This window comes from Vibrio sp. MMG023, assembly GCF_021654215.1.
In the GTDB taxonomy this organism is placed as follows: domain Bacteria; phylum Pseudomonadota; class Gammaproteobacteria; order Enterobacterales; family Vibrionaceae; genus Vibrio; species Vibrio jasicida.
The window spans coordinates 514,287-532,349 of the sequence record NZ_JAKFZP010000003.1 but is presented as its reverse complement, the minus strand read 5'-3'; the positions used below and the strand labels follow the sequence as shown (position 1 = coordinate 532,349).

Genomic DNA, 18,063 nt, shown 5'->3' with positions numbered 1-18,063 from the left:
TCTGGTTCCCGCGAATGCTTGATACAAGAAGGTCGCTCAATTGAAAGCGAACGACCTTTTGTTATTGATTCTTTGGTGCAGATCAAGAGTTACAACACTCGTAAGCACTCTTCCGGAGGTAAGCTAAGCAGCGTGTTAGCGAAGTTGATCTTCTCATCACGCCATTTCAATGCTGCTTCTCGGCTGTCTTGTGAATGTCGGTCGGCTTCAAAGTAGCTTTTTCTTGGTAGTCCGTTTGCTGGTGTCATCACCATCGATTGTTCATTCAAACGAATCGTAAATAGGAACTGACCGCGTTGCCCGGTTTGCGCTGCTGGATGGTGCAATGTGGTATCGCAGCAATAGCGTTTATCACGTAGTGCGCGGCATGTGTATTCAAAGACATCTTGAGCACCACGACCAGGGAACGCGGTATAAATACTGATGCCATCTCGTTGCAAAGACTGATCACCCGCCGCCAGTTGCACCGCGTATTGGATCATCCTAAAGCCCAGAACCACGCCACCAATGCTGTTCAATCCACTGTATTGAATTGCACCTTCTAAGCTCAGACGAAGTTTGTCTTCCCCTTCATAAAGAAAAAGATCAGGCGATGCCCAATCACTCTTTGGAATAAGCAGTTGAGTAATATCCGAGTGTTCCATGTTGGTCTCCGCAACAATGAGTGTATTTGAGACCACAAACATAACGTAATGAGAATTATTATCAATAAGTTTGAAGAAAAACTGAGAGAATAAAAAGGCACGGCTCACTACAATAGATCGTGCCTATATCAGAAATGCCAATCCGTTGAACTCAAATTGAACTCCTTGAGCCAAACCGGATTTCGATCGTAACTTCAGAACAGGTTCAAGCCAAACACACCTTTCACATCAAATAGCACTTGCTCGGTTTTCTCACGTGAACGTTGGCTGCCTTGTTTTAAGATTTCGATAAGTTGTGCTTTGTCATCTAAGAACATGGCGCGTTTTTCTCGGATTGGACGAAGCATCTCTTGCAGACACTCTTCCAACACTTTCTTGGTTGTTCCGTCACCCAATCCACCACGGCGATAATGCGCTTTTAACTCTTCTACATAAGCTTCATCAGCATGGAACGCATCAAGGTAAGTGAACACGATGTTGCCTTCCACTTGGCCTGGGTCTTCAATACGTAAGTGGTTTGGATCGGTGTACATGGATTTCACTGCTGCGCTGATCTCTTTCTCTGTCGCTCCAAGATTGATTGCGTTGCCCATGCTTTTCGACATTTTGTTTTTGCCATCCGTGCTTGGCAATCGCGGCGCGTCACTGAGCAGTGGACGACACTCTTTCAAAATGGTTTTCCCGCCAAGATGGTTTATCTTTCTCACGATTTCATTGGTTTGCTCTAGCATTGGTAATTGGTCATCACCAACGGGAACAAGTGTCGCGTGAAATCCGGTAATGTCGGCCGCTTGAGAGATTGGGTAAGTCAAAAATCCAGCCGGAATGGAACGCTCAAACCCTTTGCTTTGGATTTCGTTTTTCACCGTCGGGTTACGCTCCAAGCGTGCGATAGAAACCAAGTTGCTGTAGTACATGGTTAGCTCAGCAAGCGCCGGAACTTGAGACTGCAAGCAGATGGTGGTTTGAATCGGATCGATGCCAACGGCAAGGTAATCCGCCACGACGTTCAAGATATTGGAAGAGACCTTGGAAGGATTGTGCGCGTTGTCGGTTAAGCCCTGCATATCCGCAACGAGAATAGTTTGATCGTGCTGAATTTGTAGCGCAACTCGCTGTTGTAATGAACCTACGTAATGACCTAAATGCAGAGGCCCAGTGGCTCGGTCGCCAGTGAGAATGACTTCGCGTTGTTGAGTGTTTTGTGTGGTGTTCATAACTTATCTCCGAATAAAAATAGATCGCTACTGGAGATAAAAAGACATGACACTCTTAGCTACCGTCCAGCAGCATAAGAATGTAAAGATTCCGCGCCGCTCTAATTAGAGCGCCACCAGAAGAAGTTTGATGAAGGTGTGAATGTCGTTTTCATGCTTTTAAAACTAACAAGGAGCAGAGCTGAAAACAACCCTACTCCTTGTACAATTTGATTTTTCAGTTTTGGCACGCTTTGCCTGCACGGCATCAAATCTGGATATACATGGCGATGACCAGTGCAGCACCAAATAGGCTACCCGATACAAACGCACACAATACCGCTTTATTCTGTTTGCTTCTCATCCTTTACTTCTCGACTTTAGAGCACGTAGAGCAACGCTGATTGCTCCGCTCTGATACTAAGTTGAACAGTGATAAATCCTTTCCGGTGAATCGATACGCCAAACAATCTTCGGTTCACTCTGTTGCACACAGCGTTACGATTTTTGGCGAAAACTTAAACCACTTAGTCCAAGAAGTGTGATGAAGTTGGAACAAGTTCAATGAAAGCCGACAAGGTTTACAGAGACGTGTCTATTAAAAATAACGTAGTTTAGCGTCTTCGGTTAGAAACCCATTATTTCGATTTTTAATAGATACGAGCTGCACTTATTTGGCATTAAATACTGTTAAATTAGATAAGAATGACACTGATCATCTTTTGAACAAAATCCCAAAATATAACGTAAAACCGCAAGGGCGAAATACGCAACCTGTAACTAAACTTTGGGAACACTAACCCCAGTTAGGGAGCAAGAGATGAGCGACAAAAACAATCACTCCAAATGTCCTGTCATGCATGGAGCGAATACCAACCAACAGGCAGCTGAATTCAATTGGTGGCCGAAAACCCTCAACCTCGACATTCTTCATCAACATGACCAAAAAACCGACCCGATGGGCGCGGATTTTAACTATGCCGATGCTTTTAACTCTCTCGATTTAGAGGAAGTAAAAAAAGATCTCAAAGATCTGATGACCGACAGCCAAGATTGGTGGCCAGCGGACTGGGGTCACTACGGTGGCTTAATGATTCGTATGGCGTGGCACTCTGCGGGTACTTATAGAATTGCGGATGGTCGTGGTGGCGCAAGCCGAGGTAATCAGCGTTTTGCTCCACTCAACAGTTGGCCAGATAACGGCAACCTAGATAAAGCACGTCGCCTACTTTGGCCAATCAAAAGAAAATACGGCAACAAATTGTCTTGGGCCGATTTGATGATTCTTGCTGGTAACATGGCTTATGAATCCATGGGCTTTAAGACGTTTGGTTTTGCTGGCGGTCGTGAAGACATTTGGCATCCTGAAAAAGACATCTACTGGGGCGCAGAAAAAGAGTGGTTGCAACCAAGTGGCGGCGAGAACAATCGTTACTCTGGTGAACGCGATCTAGAAAACCCACTTGCAGCCGTAATGATGGGCTTGATTTACGTAAACCCTGAAGGGGTCGATGGCAAACCTGACCCAATCAAAACTGCACACGATATGCGTGTCACCTTTGCGCGCATGGCAATGAACGATGAAGAAACCGTTGCGCTCACCGCGGGTGGTCACACGGTAGGTAAAGCACACGGTAATGGCGATGCTTCCCTACTCGGCCCTGAACCCGAAGGCGCAGAAATCGAAGACCAAGGCTTTGGTTGGCTGAACAAAACCTCTCGCGGCATAGGACGTGATACCGTCACCAGTGGTGTGGAAGGTGCGTGGACCACTAACCCAACCAAATGGGATAACGGCTACTTCCACTTGTTGTTTACTTACGACTGGTGGGTTACTAAGAGCCCTGCGGGTGCTGCTCAGTGGGAGCCGGTGAACATCAAAGAAGAAGACATGCCAGTGGATGTGGAAGACCCAAGCATCCGCCGTAATCCTATGATGACCGATGCGGATATGGCGCTTAAGTTTGATCCGGAATACCGCAAGATTGCAGAGCGTTTCCGTGATGATCCTAAGTACTTCGAAGATTGCTTCGCCCGCGCTTGGTTTAAGCTGACTCACCGCGATCTAGGCCCTAAATCTCGTTACCTCGGCCCTGATGTGCCAGCAGAAGATTTGATTTGGCAAGATCCGGTGCCACCTGTTTCTTACCATCTATCTGAAGAGAACATCGACGCGCTCAAGATGGCGATTCTCAATAGCGAATTGAGCATTGCTGAGCTGGTTTCTACCGCATGGGACAGCGCTCGTACTTACCGTGGTTCTGACCGTCGCGGTGGTGCTAATGGCGCACGACTTCGTCTTGCTCCGCAAAAAGATTGGGTGGGTAACGAGCCAGAAAGATTGCAGAAAGTATTGAGCGTGCTCGACGATATACGCACCACACACAACTCGCCAATTAGCATGGCGGATTTGATTGTGCTGGCGGGTGGCGTAGGTATCGAGAAAGCGGCATCCAACGCAGGTATAAATGTCTCTGTACCATTTAGCCAAGGACGTGGAGATGCGACGGACGCCATGACCGACGCCGATTCGTTTGACGTGCTTGAACCAATTCACGATGGCTTCCGCAACTGGCTGAAATCCGATTACGTGGTAACGGCAGAAGAGCTCTTATTGGAAAGAAGCCAATTGATGCAACTGACCGCTGTCGAGATGACGGTGCTCATTGGTGGTATGCGTGTTCTTGGCACCAATTATGGTGGTACGAGCCAAGGCGTATTCACCGATAACGTCGGCGCACTGACCAATGATTTCTTCGTTAACCTCACTGATATGAGCTACACATGGCATCCAACCGGTGACAACGAGTACGAAATCCGCGAACGCGCTTCAGGCCAAACCAAATGGACAGCGTCACGTGTCGACTTAGTATTCGGCTCTAACTCAGTACTGCGCTCTTACGCTGAGGTTTACGCTCAGGACGATAACAAAGAGAAGTTTGTCCAAGACTTTGTCACAGCTTGGGTGAAAGTGATGAACAACGATCGCTTCGACTTATAAAGAGCGCGCTTTTATCCATTATCTTCCAAAAGAGCTGATGACCTCAGCTCTTATTTTTTCATCCTAACTGTCACTGATTCCTTTCTCTCCCCCTAGATAAATTGTAATACAATTAACATTATTCACTGAACAAACATTTGCGTAGTTAAAGCGAATCTCTTGGTTATATTTGGCATAGATACACTTATTACTTGAGACACTAAAACCCGCCAGAAACCAAGAGAAATCGAGCCAATAGCCAAACCAACCTCTCACTTTTGCCAAAAAACATCGATAAAACCTTATTCATTGCATTTTCCGATTGCAAAATCCAACTGAGGACTTAAGATAAAGCCATATAATCATACAATACGATATTTGGAGTCTGATATGACAAAACCTGTCATTGGTTTCATCGGCCTTGGTCTGATGGGTGGAAACATGGTTGAGAACCTACAAAACCGTGGTTACGAATTAAACGTAATGGATTTGAATAAAGACGCTGTGGCAGCTTGTGTTGCTCGCGGCGCTAAAGCGGCAAACACACCTAAAGAACTTGCTGAAGCAAGTGACATCGTAATGCTGTGTCTAACGACTTCTGAAGTTGTAGAAAAGATCGTTTACGGTGAAGAAGGTATTCTAGCGGGTATCAAAGAAGGCGCGACTCTGATCGACTTCGGTACTTCTATCCCAGCTTCGACTCGTAAGATCGGTGCTGATCTTGCTGCGAAAGGCGCAGGCATGATTGATGCGCCTCTTGGCCGTACTCCAGCTCACGCGAAAGATGGTCTACTAAACATCATGGCTGCTGGCGACATCGAAACGTTCAACAAAGTTAAGCCAGTGCTTGATGAACAAGGCGAAAACGTATTCCACCTTGGTGCTCTAGGTTCTGGTCACGTAACGAAGCTCGTGAACAACTTCATGGGCATGACAACAGTAGCAACTATGTCTCAGGCGTTCGCTGTTGCTAAGCGTGCTGGCGTTGATGGCCAACAGCTATTCGACATCATGTCTGCAGGTCCATCAAACTCACCATTTATGCAGTTCTGTAAGTTCTACGCTGTAGACGGCGAAGAGAAGCTAGGTTTCTCAATCGCAAACGCAAACAAAGATCTAGGTTACTTCCTAGAAATGGTTAAAGACCTAGGTACTGAGTCTCTTATTGCTGAAGGTACTTCTAAGAGCCTTCAAGCAGCAGTAGACCAAGGCCTTGGTCAAAACGACGTTCCAGTTATCTTTGACTACTTTGCTGAACTAGAAGGTTAATAACCCTTTCTAAACCAAATTTTCTAAGCCTTGCTCACCTAGTAGCAAGGCTTTTTTGTTCTTCTTCTTCCATTCTTCCATTCTTCCATTCTTCCATTCTTTATTTTTCTGCGCTCTAACGGTGGCATCAAAGAGCTAGTCGACGCATTCCAAACAAATCGTAAGCCCAGCCTTTAAAAACAAGCCGTCGCCCAACGTCGCGCGGGTTATATTGGCGCTAATGTTTTAGCAGGCGAAAGCCAACATTGCGCAGCAAATGCCTAGATGTGAGGAATAGCATTGAAGTTAAAATTTACAAGCCGCCCTTCTTTCCAATGCAATTGTTATCTGCATTAAATATCAGCGGCACCTGAACATACCTATCCTAGGGCACATGATGATGTTTATCAGGCGGGGCTTGGCATGAAAAAAGATGACCATAAATATGGTGGCGATACCTAACAAGTCGTGCTGCGCTTTAGGCCAATTGGCGTTAGCGACAACGCTTAGGCTCAAGTGCTTGCGACATTAGTTGCCGAGCCAACAAATTATCCACCCAATTTTAGCTCCTAAGGCCTCTCACAAAGCGACGCAGAAACGGGCTCGACTGTGGTATTACCGCCAAAATGCTTCTTTCTGGTTTCGATTTATACACACACGGAAAATCCAGAACCACAACCAAACAGGATCTTAACCTTTTAAGCAGTGACTTCGGTGAACTACCTAAACACGATCATCACCGCTGAGTTTGATCCGCTACGTAACGAAGGCGAACAGCTCTACAAACTCATGCTCTGTTATGGTGTCGAAGTCTGAAGGGAGCATTACTTGGGGCCATTCATAGCTTCTCTCAACTTTCTAAAGTAAGTGGTTCAGCAAGACGCGGCATCACTGCGGTTTCAAACCAAATCGAGCATTCCCCATTACTACTGATTTGAAATGAAGTACTTCCCAATGCCTAATGACAACTGGGCGAATTGGGCAAAGAATCAAAAAGCAGGATCTGTGTAGAGAGGCAAGCCGACAAATAGAAAAAATCCCACAGTGATGACACCGTGGGATTTTTATTAGGAAGAGTGAGTTAAGTGGGACTTAGCTTTTCGCGTTAGCTAACTTTGGGCTTTTAGGCCCTCGTGCTGCGTTCACCAATAGAACCCCCACCGAGAGAACAATCGCACCACACAAGATAAACAGTAGTCGACCTGATGGTTCGTTTGGAATCAGAGCCATCGCTAGGATACCGAAGCCCGCTACGCTGATAAGCTTACCAAGCATGCCGCGCTGTTTTGTATCTAGGTTCTGCTGCTCTTCGCTGTCAGCCACAAGAGGCGTGTTCCAGTTCTCGAACAATTGATCCACTTCTTTCTCACGTTCAGGCGACAGACCTTTGTAGAAACGTGTTGTCAGTAGGAAGAATCCACCAGTGAAGACAACGTGTGCCGCTAGGCTCAAGCCAACTTTCAGATCTGCCCACTCACGTGCTGTAAACGCTTGCTCTAGACCGAATAGGCGCTCCACGTCTTCTGCTTGTAGTGAAATACCGAAGATGTAAGAAACAAAGCCACCAACAACCAGTGTTGCCCAACCAGCCCAGTCCGGCGTCTTACGAATCCACATACCAAGTAGTACAGGAATCAACATTGGGAAGCCAATCAATGCGCCCACGTTCAGTACGATATCGAACAGGCTCAAGTGACGTAGTGAGTTAATGAATAGACCAATACCAATGATGATGAAGCCCATCACGATAGTCGTTGCTTTACTCACGATAACCAGCTCTTTTTGTGACGCTTGTGGACGCACAATCGGGCTGTAGAAGTTCATCACAAAGATACCCGCGTTACGGTTAAGGCCAGAGTCCATTGAAGACATGGTCGCCGCAAACATTGCTGACATCAGAAGACCTACCATACCTGCTGGCATTACGTTTTGTACGAATGCTAGGTAAGCTGCATCACCACCTACTGAGCCGTATTGCTCTGCGAAATCAGGCATAAATGCCGCAACGTACCAAGGTGGTAGGAACCAAATGATAGGACCAACAATCATCAGCACACATGCAAGGCCTGCTGCTTTACGTGCGTTTTCACTGTCTTTTGCACATAGGTAACGGTAAGCGTTGATGCTGTTGTTCATTACACCGAACTGTTTAACGAAGATGAACACTACCCAAAGGATAAAGATACTGACGTAGTTCAGGTTGTTACCCAGCATGAAGTCGCCGTGGAAGTTAGACACTATGTTGCCAATACCGCCACCGTGGAAGTATGCCGCCACCGCACAAGTGATCGTCACTGCCATGATAACCAACATCTGCATAAAGTCAGATGCAACAACCGCCCAAGAGCCGCCCGTTACCGCCATTAGCATTAGCACTAAGCCCGTAACGATGATGGTCGCTTCCATAGGAATGTTGAAGACCGCCGCCACGAAAATCGCAAGACCATTCAACCAAATACCGGCTGAGATCAAGCTGTCTGGCATACCAGCCCAAGTGAAGAACTGCTCTGAAGTCTTACCGAAACGTTGACGAATTGCTTCAATCGCCGTCACTACACGTAGTTGGCGGAACTTTGGAGCAAAGTAGAGGTAGTTCATGAAGTAGCCAAATGCGTTGGCTAAGAATAGGATTACAACAACGAAACCGTCGTTGAACGCGCGTCCTGCGGCACCTGTAAACGTCCATGCTGAAAATTGCGTCATGAAGGCGGTAGCACCTACCATCCACCATAACATCTTACCGCCCCCTCGGAAGTAGTCACTGGTTGAGGTAGTGAACTTACGGAACATCCAACCAATTGCAACTAAGAAGAAGAAGTAGGCAAGAACAACAAGAGTATCAATAGTCATTTTTTCAGCCTTTCAAGTTTGATCATTTTCTAACGCCTAGACTACTCTGTTCATTATTTTATTTGTACTACAATAAGCTTTAATTGTGATCTGGAACATAAGTTATTTCATTGAAAAATTGGCGACAAAGCCCTTATTTTATAGGGATACTGGCATTCAAAGTCAGAATAACCATCACTCAACAAGTAATTATATTGTAATACAAATAATCTATTGCAAATTCATTAAAGTATGGAATATTTTTCTTCTTCACGCTTTGTCTGAAGATCAAAAATGCGTGGTATTTATTTGTAGGAAACGTAATGAGATGTTTCGAAGGCATAGGATAGAAAGTGGGATTTAGATGAATGCAACAAGCAAGGTCCCCGACTCGCTCCTTCGTCGCTCTCGAGAATGACGCAGGGAAAGTTCAGCGCTTCCCACTTCCAGCTCTCAAACCTCATGCTTCACCTCTCAGCTTTTCCCCTAATCCTTCCCGTCATTTCCCTGAAGGAGGAATGACTGAGTAGGAAATCTCTTTTCCCTAACAAGTTCCGTGTAGATTAGGTGATCCAAGACTCCCATCCCCCCCTCCTTCGCCGCTATCGAGAACGATGCAAGGACGGTTCAGCGCTTTCCGTTTTAGCTTCTCAAATCTCGTTTCTCGATTCTAATCTCTTGTTTGCTTTTCTCGCATCTCGATTCTCCCATCTCGCCTCTTTCAAACTTTCAAACACAAAAAAAGCGAGCACTGAGGCTCGCTTTTCGTTCTTTCGCTAGTTTTATCGGGGTATTACGACACTTATGCTACGTGAGCTACTGCGTCGCGAACCAGTGTACCTAGTTCATCCCACTTACCTTCATCAATAAGTTTTGTTGGCACCATCCAAGTACCGCCACATGCCAGCACTGAAGGGATAGACAAGTACTCGTCTACGTTACCTAGGCTCACACCACCTGTTGGCATGAATTTCACTGGGTAAACCGCCGTAAGTGCTTTAAGCATACCCACACCGCCAGATGGCTCAGCTGGGAAGAACTTAAGTGTACGCAGACCCATTTCCATCGCTTGCTCAACTAGGCTTGGGTTGTTTACGCCAGGTACGATAGCCACGCCTTTGTCTAGGCAGTATTGAACCGTGCGAGGGTTAAAACCTGGGCTTACGATAAAGTCCACACCAGCTTCGATCGCTTGGTCAACTTGTTCGTTAGTTAGGATAGTACCTGCACCGATCAGCATTTCTGGGAACTCAGCGCGCATAGCACGAATCGCTTCTGCAGCACACTCTGTGCGGAACGTGATTTCTGCGCAAGGCATACCGTTTTCAACCAAAGTGCGACCTAGAGGAATCGCATCTTCTGCTTTGTTGATGGCAATAACAGGAATTACTTTTAGGTTTGCTAATTGTTCGTTTAATGTCGTCATAAGAGTGTACTCGTCGTCGTTAACTTGAGTTCAATAAATCACTGCGGAGCGCCGATTACTCAACGCTCCGCAAAAGAATTACAAAGGAAGATCTGGCATCACTTCACGTGGAATGATGGCACCTTTATGTTGAATTACCGCGCCAGCCATACAGTGGCCAGAGTAAGCCGATTCAGCTGCATTGCCGCCAGTCAAACGCTTCGCCAAGAAGCCTGCACTGAAAGAATCACCTGCCGCTGTTGTATCAATCACGTTGTCGACTTTGTTTGGCGCCACGTATTGCGCTTCGCCATTCGCCACAACCAAGCAATCTTTGCTACCACGTTTGATGATGATTTCATCCACGCCCAGTGCAGAGGTTCTCTCAATGCACTGTTCTAAATGCTCATCACCGTAAAGCATTTGCTCATCTTCAAATGTGAGCAGTGCGATATCTGTGTGCTTAAGGATCTTAAGGTACCAAGACATAGCATTCTCGCGGCTTTCCCACAATTTAGGACGGTAGTTGTTATCAAAAACAACCTTACCACCTTGTGCCTTGAAGCGCTCAAGGAAGCCAAACAGCTGCGTCTTACCTTCTTCAGTAAGAATCGCTAATGTAATACCGCTCAAGTAAACCGCATCGTACGAGTAAAGTCTGTCGACTAATAGCGGAGACTCGTTTTGCTCGAATAGGAACTTAGCGGCCGCTTCGTTGCGCCAGTAGTGGAAGTAACGTTCGCCAGTTTCATCGGTTTCGATGTAGTAGATACCTGGTTGCTTTTCTTTAACAGAAAGAACCAGACTAGTATCGATGCCCTCTTCTTGCCATGCTGATAGCATTTCTTGGCTAAAAGGATCGTTACCCAAAGCCGTTACATAGCTGGTTTTAATATCGTGAGCTTTGGTCAAACGAGATAAATACAGTGCGGTATTCAACGTATCACCACCGAATGACTGCTTTAGCTGACCTTCCTTCTTCTGTAGCTCAACCATACATTCGCCAATGACCGCGATGTTTAATGATTTCATGTTGTCACCTTAGCAACTGAGGTTGCGCTATAGATTATTTTAAGAAGTCTTCACGTGCTGGGTTGAAGATGTCTAGAAGAATGCTGTCTTGCTCTAGTGCAACCGCACCGTGCATCATGTGCTTACGAGCAAAGTATGCGTCGCCTTCTTTTAGTACTTTCTTCTCGCCTTCGATTTCTGCTTCAAAGCTGCCACGTACTACGTAACCGATTTGATCGTGGATTTCGTGAGTATGCGGAGCGCCAATCGCGCCTTTGTCGAAACATAGGTGAACCGCCATTAGGTCATCTGTGTAAGCAACAATTTTACGTTTGATACCGCCGCCTAGCTCTTCCCACGGGTTCTCATCTAATACAAAGAAAGAATTCATCGTCATACTCCTAAAAAGTCTCTATTAAAGCGAACCCTACGGCACTTAATTCTTAACCATGCTTTTATTAAAAGGTTCTCTTAAAAAAGCGTCGTATTGATAAAAGTGAAACGCGAAGCGAAAGGTCCGCTGTCGAATTGGTAACGAGCATATCCGATCTATCTTAATTGTCATACAATATATCTAAAAATATGTGATATTCATCAAATGGTGCTCGCTAAAGCATTCCACTTAACGATTGATAACGTCGAAACATCAGCCACAACAAGGATTATCACACCAATACAAATCAATGAGTTAGCTAAATTCGCGTGATTTCACTCTCCCTTTTTGCCACAAAAACTACACCCAAACCTAATATTGTATTACTTTATAGGAAGTTTAAGAAAACAACACACTTCATCTGAGGGTGGTAAAGAAATGACTACACAACCGATTTTGTTGACTGAAGCAGAAGTCGAACTACTAAGAAAGGAAGTCGGAAAGCTGAGCTTAATGGGTAAATCCATTGAAGCGAATCGCAAGGAACTTGAAGCCTTTATGCGTCTGCCTCTAGACGTACCAGGTCACGGCGAAGCGGGTGGCTACGAGCACAACCGCCACAAACAAAACTATACCTACATGAATTTAGCGGGTCGTTTGTTCTTGATCACTCAAGAAGAAAAGTACGCGCAGTTCGTTAAAGATCTTCTCGCTATTTACGCAGAGAAGTACCTCACTTTTGATTTCCACGTACAGAAAAACACTAACCCAACAGGTCGTCTTTTCCACCAGATCCTTAATGAACACTGTTGGTTAATGTTTACTAGCCTTGCTTACTCTTGCGTGGCATCAGTGATGACAGAAGAAGAGCGCACAGCTGTTGTTGAGCGCATTTTCGAACCAATGCTAGACATGTTCACAGTGAAATACGCGCACGATTTCGACCGTATTCACAACCACGGTATCTGGGCAGTTGCTGCTGTTGGTATTTGTGGCCTAGCCATTGGCAAACCTGAATATCTAGAGATGTCGGTATACGGTCAAGACCGTGATGATACCGGTGGCTTCCTAGCGCAAATCTCACAGTTGTTCGCCCCTTCTGGTTACTACATGGAAGGTCCGTACTACCATCGTTATGCGATTCGTCCAACTTGTGTATTTGCAGAAGTAGTACACCGTCACATGCCTGAAGTAGACATCTACAACTACAAAAACAAAGTGATTGGCAACACAGTACAAGCGATGCTGGCAACGGCTTACCCGAATGGTGAGTTCCCTGCCCTAAACGATGCATCTCGTACCATGAGCATTACCGACATGGGTGTTCAAGTTGCAGTGAGTGTTTACAGCAAGCACTACGGCTTGGATGACAACATCCTTGGCATGGCGAAGATTCAAAACGCCGTTTGGATGCACCCTTGTGGTCTTGAGCTTTCTCAAGCTTACGATAAAGCAATCGCAGACCGTGAAATCGGCATGCCTTTCTGGCCGAGCGTGGAACTTAACGAAGGTCCAACTGGTAACAACGGTGCACAAGGCTTTATCCGTATGCAGGATAAAACCGGTGATGTGTCACAGCTTGTGATGAACTACGGTCAACACGGCATGGGACATGGTAACTTCGATACGCTTGGCATTACCTTCTTCAACCGTGGTCAAGAAGTGCTGCGTGAATACGGCTTCTGTCGCTGGGTAAACGTAGAGCCTAAATTCGGCGGTCGTTACCTAGACGAAAACAAATCGTACGCACGTCAAACTATCGCGCACAACGCGGTAACGATTGATGAGCAATGTCAGAATGGTTTCGATGTAGACCGCGCTGATTCGGTACATGGTTTGCCTCACTTCTTCAAAGTAGTAGGCACTGAAATCAACGGTATGAGTGCGTTTGCGAACGACCATTACCCGAATACAGACATGCAGCGCAGTGTGTTCATGCTTAGCCTAGACGAGCTTGAAGCACCGTTATTGCTAGACCTTTACCGCATCGAAGGTGAAGGCGAACATCAGTACGACTACTCTCATCAATACGATGGTCAAATCGTACGTACTAACTTCGATTACCAAAGCTTTGGTGAACTGAGCACGCTTGGCGATGACTTCGGTTACCAACACCTTTGGAAAGTAGCAAGCAGCAAAGTGCAAGGTACGGCGCTGGTTAGCTGGCTACAAAACAACACCTACTACACTTGGTTAGGCACAAGCAGCAGCGCGAAACAGAACGGCGATAATGAAGTGATCTTCACTCGCACTGGCGCCAATGACCCAAGCTTTAACCTACGTAGCGAACCAGCATTCATTCTGCGCAGCAAGGGCGAATCGACGCTATTTGCTTCTGTGCTAGAAACACACGGCTACTTCAATGAAGAGTTTGAGCAGTCGGTGAATGCACGTGGTCAGGTGAAAGATATCCGCGTCGTGGGTTACAACGCCGTTGGCAGCATCGTAGAAATCACGACTGAAAAATCACTGGTTACTGTGATGATCAGCAATGTGCTAGGCGCTGACGACCAAACCCCACACCAAGTAGAATTGAACGGTAAAACCTACAGCTGGAATGGCTTCTACTCTCTAGAAGTGAACGCATTCGGGCAGGAGAAATAATAATGAGCTACCAAACCCAGTCTTACCAACCGCTATTAATGAACTTTGAAGAAGCGGCAGAACTAAGCAAAGCACTTGGCACGGATAGCCTATTAGGAAATGCATTAGCACGTGACATCAAACAAACTGACGCTTACATGGCCGAGGTGGGTATTGAAGTTCCAGGTCACGGCGAAGGCGGCGGTTACGAGCATAACCGTCACAAGCAAAACTACATCCACATTGATCTAGCGGGTCGCCTATTCCTTATCACTGGCGAACAGAAGTACCGCGATTACATCGTGGACATGCTAACGGCTTACGCGAAGGTATACCCGACGCTAGAGAGCAACACCAGCCGTGACTCTAACCCTCCGGGTAAGATCTTCCACCAAACTCTGAACGAGAACATGTGGATGCTATACGCGTCTTGTGCGTACAGCTGCATTTACCACACATTGGAAGAAGAGCAAAAAACACTGATTGAAAACGATCTGTTCAAGCAAATGATTGAGCTGTTCGTAGTCACTTACGGTCACGACTTTGACATCGTACACAACCACGGTCTGTGGGCTGTAGCAGCAGTAGGTATCTGTGGTTACGCAATTAACGATCAAGATGCAGTAGACAAAGCGCTTTACGGCTTGAAACTGGACAAAGTTAGCGGCGGCTTCCTAGCTCAGCTAGACCAACTGTTCTCGCCAGATGGCTACTACATGGAAGGTCCTTACTACCACCGTTTCTCGCTGCGTCCAATCTACCTATTCGCAGAAGCGATTGAACGTCGTCAGCCTGAGCTTGGTATCTACGAGTTCAACGATTCGGTAATCAAGACCACGTCTTACGCAGTATTTAAGACGGCATTCCCAGATGGTACTTTGCCAGCATTGAACGATTCATCGAAGACGATTTCGATCAACGATGAAGGCGTAATCATGGCCACGTCTGTGTGTTACCACCGTTACGAACAAACTGAAACGCTACTTGGCATGGCTGACCACCAGCAAGATGTTTGGGTTCATATCTCAGGCAAGACATTGTCTGACGCAGTTGCAACAACAGACAACATCAAACCGTTCAACTGGGGTAGCCTATTCGTAACAGACGGCCCAGAAGGCGAAAAAGGCGGCGTAAGCATTCTTCGTCACCGTGACGAGCAAGACGACGACACCATGGCGCTTATCTGGTTTGGTCAACACGGCAGCGATCACCAGTACCACTCTGCACTAGACCACGGTCACTACGATGGTCTGCACCTGAGTGTGTTTAACCGCGGTCATGAAGTGCTGCACGATTACGGCTTTGGTCGCTGGGTAAACGTTGAGCCTAAATTTGGCGGTCGTTACATCCCAGAGAACAAGTCTTACTGTAAGCAGACAGTCGCGCACAACACAGTAACGGTTGACCAAAAGACGCAAAACAACTTCGACACGGCTCTAGCGGAATCAAAATACGGTTCTAAGCATTTCTTCAAAGCGGACGATGAAAAACTGCAAGGCATGAGCGGTCGTATTTCTGGTTACTACAACGGCGTAGACATGCAGCGCAGCATCATTCTTGCTGAGTTGCCAGAATTCGAAAAACCACTTGTGATTGATGTTTACCGCATCGAAGCAGGTCAAGAGCACCAATACGACCTGCCAGTGCACTACTCTGGTCAAATCATCCGTACGGATTTTGAATACGACGTAGAAAGCACACTGCGTCCAATGGGCGAAGACAACGGTTACGAGCATCTATGGAATGTGGGTTCAGGCCAAGTTCAAGGCAGCTCGCTTGTAAGCTGGTTGCACGACAACAGCTACTACTCGCTAATCACAAGCGCAACAAACGGCGGCAAAGTGTTCTTCACTCGCACTGGCGCAAATGATCCAGACTTCAACTTGAAGAGCGAACCAGCACTGATCTTACGTCAATCTGGTCAAAACCACGTGTTTGCTTCTGTGCTAGAGACACACGGTTACTTCAACGAGTCTATCGAAGCATCGGTTGGCGCTCGTGGTTTAGTAGAGTCAGTAATCGTCGTTGGCAACAACGAAGTGGGTACCGTGATTCGTCTGCAAACCACAACAGGCAACACTTACCACTTCGCTATCTGCAACCTAGACGAAGACAAACAGAACGCTGCACATCGCGTTGAGTTCGACGGTGTGACTTACACTTGGGAAGGCGCATTCGCACAAATTTAATCTTTAGATAGGGTCTGTTTATCTTTCGTGGTTAAATTTTGTTCGAGATAAAAGCGTTTTAATCGCGGCGAGTCGATTGAAGCCTAGTGGTTCTAAGTAAAATTGACTCAACAAAGAGTAAAACGCTTTTAGCCGAACCCTTTGGGTAGCGTTTGTAGGTGCTTTCTACTGCGTTATCGGCTTATCAGGTAGAACAACTACATATCAAAGCCTCTGCCTTGTATAAAACACCTACAAACTGCTGCAAAAATCATCACGAAAGGTCAACAGACCCTAGTTACTAAACATTAATGTAAAAATCGGGAACTAATTCAAAGCCGGACGTCATGTTCGGCTTTTTTTTGTTTACTTCCATCAACAGCCCCCTCTTCGTTTTATCAATACCAATCAAATCGTTTGTACATGTTTTGTTGGAGGCATAAAAAATCCCTAACCACTGGAATCCAATGATTAGGGACGTTAAAGCGATATCTTACTTGCCGTTTAGCTTCAACTCAGAAAAGGTGGCGCTGCTGTAATCGCCGTTCTTCTTATCCGTCTCGAAATCTCCCGTTCCTTCACAACCTGTCGCCCAGAAGTTATCGCCAGTTTTCACGCTGCATTGTCCGTAAGCGCCCGCTTTAAAGTAGAACCACTCGTTCGCATAACCTTTGGCGAAATCTTTCTTATCCACTTTTCCATAAGCGTCGACGTTATTGCTCAAGTCGAGTTCATACTTCGCGGTTGGGTGGCCTTCGGCTTCGAACACAAGCTGCATAATGTTACCTTCAACTATTACGCTGTAGCTGAACTCTTCACCAAGTGCGATGCCTTTATCTCCCGGCTCGACGTTGTTTTCCCATGTATTACCCCATACTGGATAAGCGATGTCTGTGCGATCAGGGTCCGCTTTCGCTAGGTTGCGTTCGTACGTCCAGAACACCGATCCCATCTTATGGTTAGGCCATTTTTTGTAGAAGATTTTTAGTGGTTCGTTGCCGTGTCCAAACCCTGTGTTCGCCTCTAACTGAACCGGGTCTTTGCCTGCATGAATCTGCCCTACCACGACGGAATACGCTGGGTATTTTTCTGGATTCTTAGAGCGCGTAGCAACGTGGTTTACTTTTAACGTCGCTTCTAATGTTCCTCCTACTGCGCTGAATGATTCCGCTTGAGGGTGCGCAGCAATCGCCCAGTTGTTTTCTGGCGCTTTCACGCTGATATCGACATCAGTACCTCGCCCCATTTGACGGAGCTCAGAACGCGCGTTTGTAGAGCCCTTTGTTGTCACGGCCATGTTCGGCACTTCAAAGACCATATTGTCGTTTTCATCTAAAAAGAAAAATTGGTGATGTGAGTAACTGAGCATTGCCACGCCTTCGATTTCATCCGCTCGACCGTTGTTGTCTTTGTCCATTGGCAAGGTGATTTTCCAGTTCATCATGTCGAACTTATCCGCAGGCACTGGATGAGGTGTCTGATTATGGGCCAAAGCGGTCATTGGTAGCGTAGTCAGTAAGGCGGCAGCGAGGAGATTCTTGTTCAGTCTTTTGCTATTACACATGGATTTGGATTTCCCTATTTATGTATTATTGTCGTACATATTAATTATTAATCCAGAGATTA

The 18,063-nt window shown here is 46.3% G+C and carries 11 protein-coding genes and 1 pseudogene; 5 read left to right on the top strand and 7 right to left on the bottom strand.

Annotation, left to right across the window (positions count from 1 at the left end):
• Positions 1-89: 89 nt before the first annotated feature.
• Both L1076_RS12080 and trpS read right to left on the bottom strand, forming a co-directional pair.
• Positions 90-644: a hypothetical protein gene (locus L1076_RS12080; protein WP_038867161.1), complete on the bottom strand. Its 555-nt coding sequence runs from the start codon at positions 642-644 to the stop codon at positions 90-92.
• A gap of 194 nt (positions 645-838) precedes the next feature.
• Positions 839-1,861, bottom strand: coding sequence for a tryptophan--tRNA ligase (trpS, locus tag L1076_RS12075; protein ID WP_237303676.1), 1,023 nt, complete (start codon positions 1,859-1,861; stop codon positions 839-841).
• 799 nt (positions 1,862-2,660) lie between these two features.
• Here trpS and katG point away from each other — a divergent pair.
• From katG to L1076_RS12060, 3 genes and pseudogenes are all read left to right on the top strand, one after another.
• The gene (gene katG / locus L1076_RS12070; RefSeq protein ID WP_237303675.1) at positions 2,661-4,841 is read left to right on the top strand and encodes a catalase/peroxidase HPI; all 2,181 of its coding nucleotides are present in this window, start codon (positions 2,661-2,663) and stop codon (positions 4,839-4,841) included.
• Between the two features lie 357 nt (positions 4,842-5,198).
• Positions 5,199-6,089: an NAD(P)-dependent oxidoreductase gene (locus L1076_RS12065; RefSeq protein ID WP_258071394.1), complete on the top strand. Its 891-nt coding sequence runs from the start codon at positions 5,199-5,201 to the stop codon at positions 6,087-6,089.
• A 102-nt stretch (positions 6,090-6,191) separates the two neighbouring features.
• A pseudogene (locus L1076_RS12060) lies at positions 6,192-7,006 on the top strand (alpha/beta hydrolase fold domain-containing protein).
• 154 nt (positions 7,007-7,160) lie between these two features.
• On the opposite strand, the gene L1076_RS12055 reads toward L1076_RS12060, so the two are convergent.
• From L1076_RS12055 to L1076_RS12040, 4 genes are all read right to left on the bottom strand, one after another.
• Positions 7,161-8,918 carry a sodium:solute symporter family protein gene (locus L1076_RS12055; RefSeq protein ID WP_038866999.1) on the bottom strand — a complete coding sequence of 586 codons (1,758 nt, stop codon included), beginning with the start codon at positions 8,916-8,918 and terminating at the stop codon, positions 7,161-7,163.
• Between the two features lie 781 nt (positions 8,919-9,699).
• The gene (locus L1076_RS12050) at positions 9,700-10,323 is read right to left on the bottom strand and encodes a bifunctional 4-hydroxy-2-oxoglutarate aldolase/2-dehydro-3-deoxy-phosphogluconate aldolase (protein ID WP_005388506.1); all 624 of its coding nucleotides are present in this window, start codon (positions 10,321-10,323) and stop codon (positions 9,700-9,702) included.
• A 78-nt stretch (positions 10,324-10,401) separates the two neighbouring features.
• Positions 10,402-11,334, bottom strand: coding sequence for a sugar kinase (locus L1076_RS12045; protein ID WP_054755842.1), 933 nt, complete (start codon positions 11,332-11,334; stop codon positions 10,402-10,404).
• 34 nt (positions 11,335-11,368) lie between these two features.
• Positions 11,369-11,704 (bottom strand): cupin domain-containing protein, encoded by a 336-nt coding sequence (locus tag L1076_RS12040; RefSeq protein WP_005450851.1) that lies wholly within the window; start codon positions 11,702-11,704, stop codon positions 11,369-11,371.
• A gap of 420 nt (positions 11,705-12,124) precedes the next feature.
• Between L1076_RS12040 and L1076_RS12035 the strand changes: the two genes are divergently transcribed.
• Together L1076_RS12035 and L1076_RS12030 are read left to right on the top strand one after the other, a co-directional pair.
• A complete protein-coding gene (locus L1076_RS12035) occupies positions 12,125-14,290 on the top strand; it encodes a heparinase II/III family protein (protein WP_237303674.1) in 2,166 nt (721 codons plus the stop codon).
• Between the two features lie 2 nt (positions 14,291-14,292).
• On the top strand, positions 14,293-16,458 hold the full coding sequence (locus L1076_RS12030) for a heparinase II/III family protein (RefSeq protein ID WP_237303673.1): 2,166 nt from the start codon (positions 14,293-14,295) through the stop codon (positions 16,456-16,458).
• Positions 16,459-16,930: 472 nt separating this feature from the next.
• Here L1076_RS12030 and L1076_RS12025 read toward each other — a convergent pair whose 3' ends face one another.
• On the bottom strand, positions 16,931-18,001 hold the full coding sequence (locus tag L1076_RS12025) for a polysaccharide lyase family 7 protein (RefSeq protein WP_042605032.1): 1,071 nt from the start codon (positions 17,999-18,001) through the stop codon (positions 16,931-16,933).
• Positions 18,002-18,063: the final 62 nt, after the last annotated feature.

Coding starts and splice junctions, on each gene's coding strand:
- L1076_RS12050 (WP_005388506.1), bottom strand. CDS start 10,323: ATGACGACATTAAACGAACAATTAGCAAACCTAAAAGTAATTCCTGTT.
- L1076_RS12080 (WP_038867161.1), bottom strand. CDS start 644: ATGGAACACTCGGATATTACTCAACTGCTTATTCCAAAGAGTGATTGG.
- trpS (WP_237303676.1), bottom strand. CDS start 1,861: ATGAACACCACACAAAACACTCAACAACGCGAAGTCATTCTCACTGGC.
- L1076_RS12055 (WP_038866999.1), bottom strand. CDS start 8,918: ATGACTATTGATACTCTTGTTGTTCTTGCCTACTTCTTCTTCTTAGTT.
- L1076_RS12040 (WP_005450851.1), bottom strand. CDS start 11,704: ATGAATTCTTTCTTTGTATTAGATGAGAACCCGTGGGAAGAGCTAGGC.
- L1076_RS12035 (WP_237303674.1), top strand. CDS start 12,125: ATGACTACACAACCGATTTTGTTGACTGAAGCAGAAGTCGAACTACTA.
- L1076_RS12045 (WP_054755842.1), bottom strand. CDS start 11,334: ATGAAATCATTAAACATCGCGGTCATTGGCGAATGTATGGTTGAGCTA.
- L1076_RS12030 (WP_237303673.1), top strand. CDS start 14,293: ATGAGCTACCAAACCCAGTCTTACCAACCGCTATTAATGAACTTTGAA.
- L1076_RS12025 (WP_042605032.1), bottom strand. CDS start 18,001: ATGTGTAATAGCAAAAGACTGAACAAGAATCTCCTCGCTGCCGCCTTA.
- katG (WP_237303675.1), top strand. CDS start 2,661: ATGAGCGACAAAAACAATCACTCCAAATGTCCTGTCATGCATGGAGCG.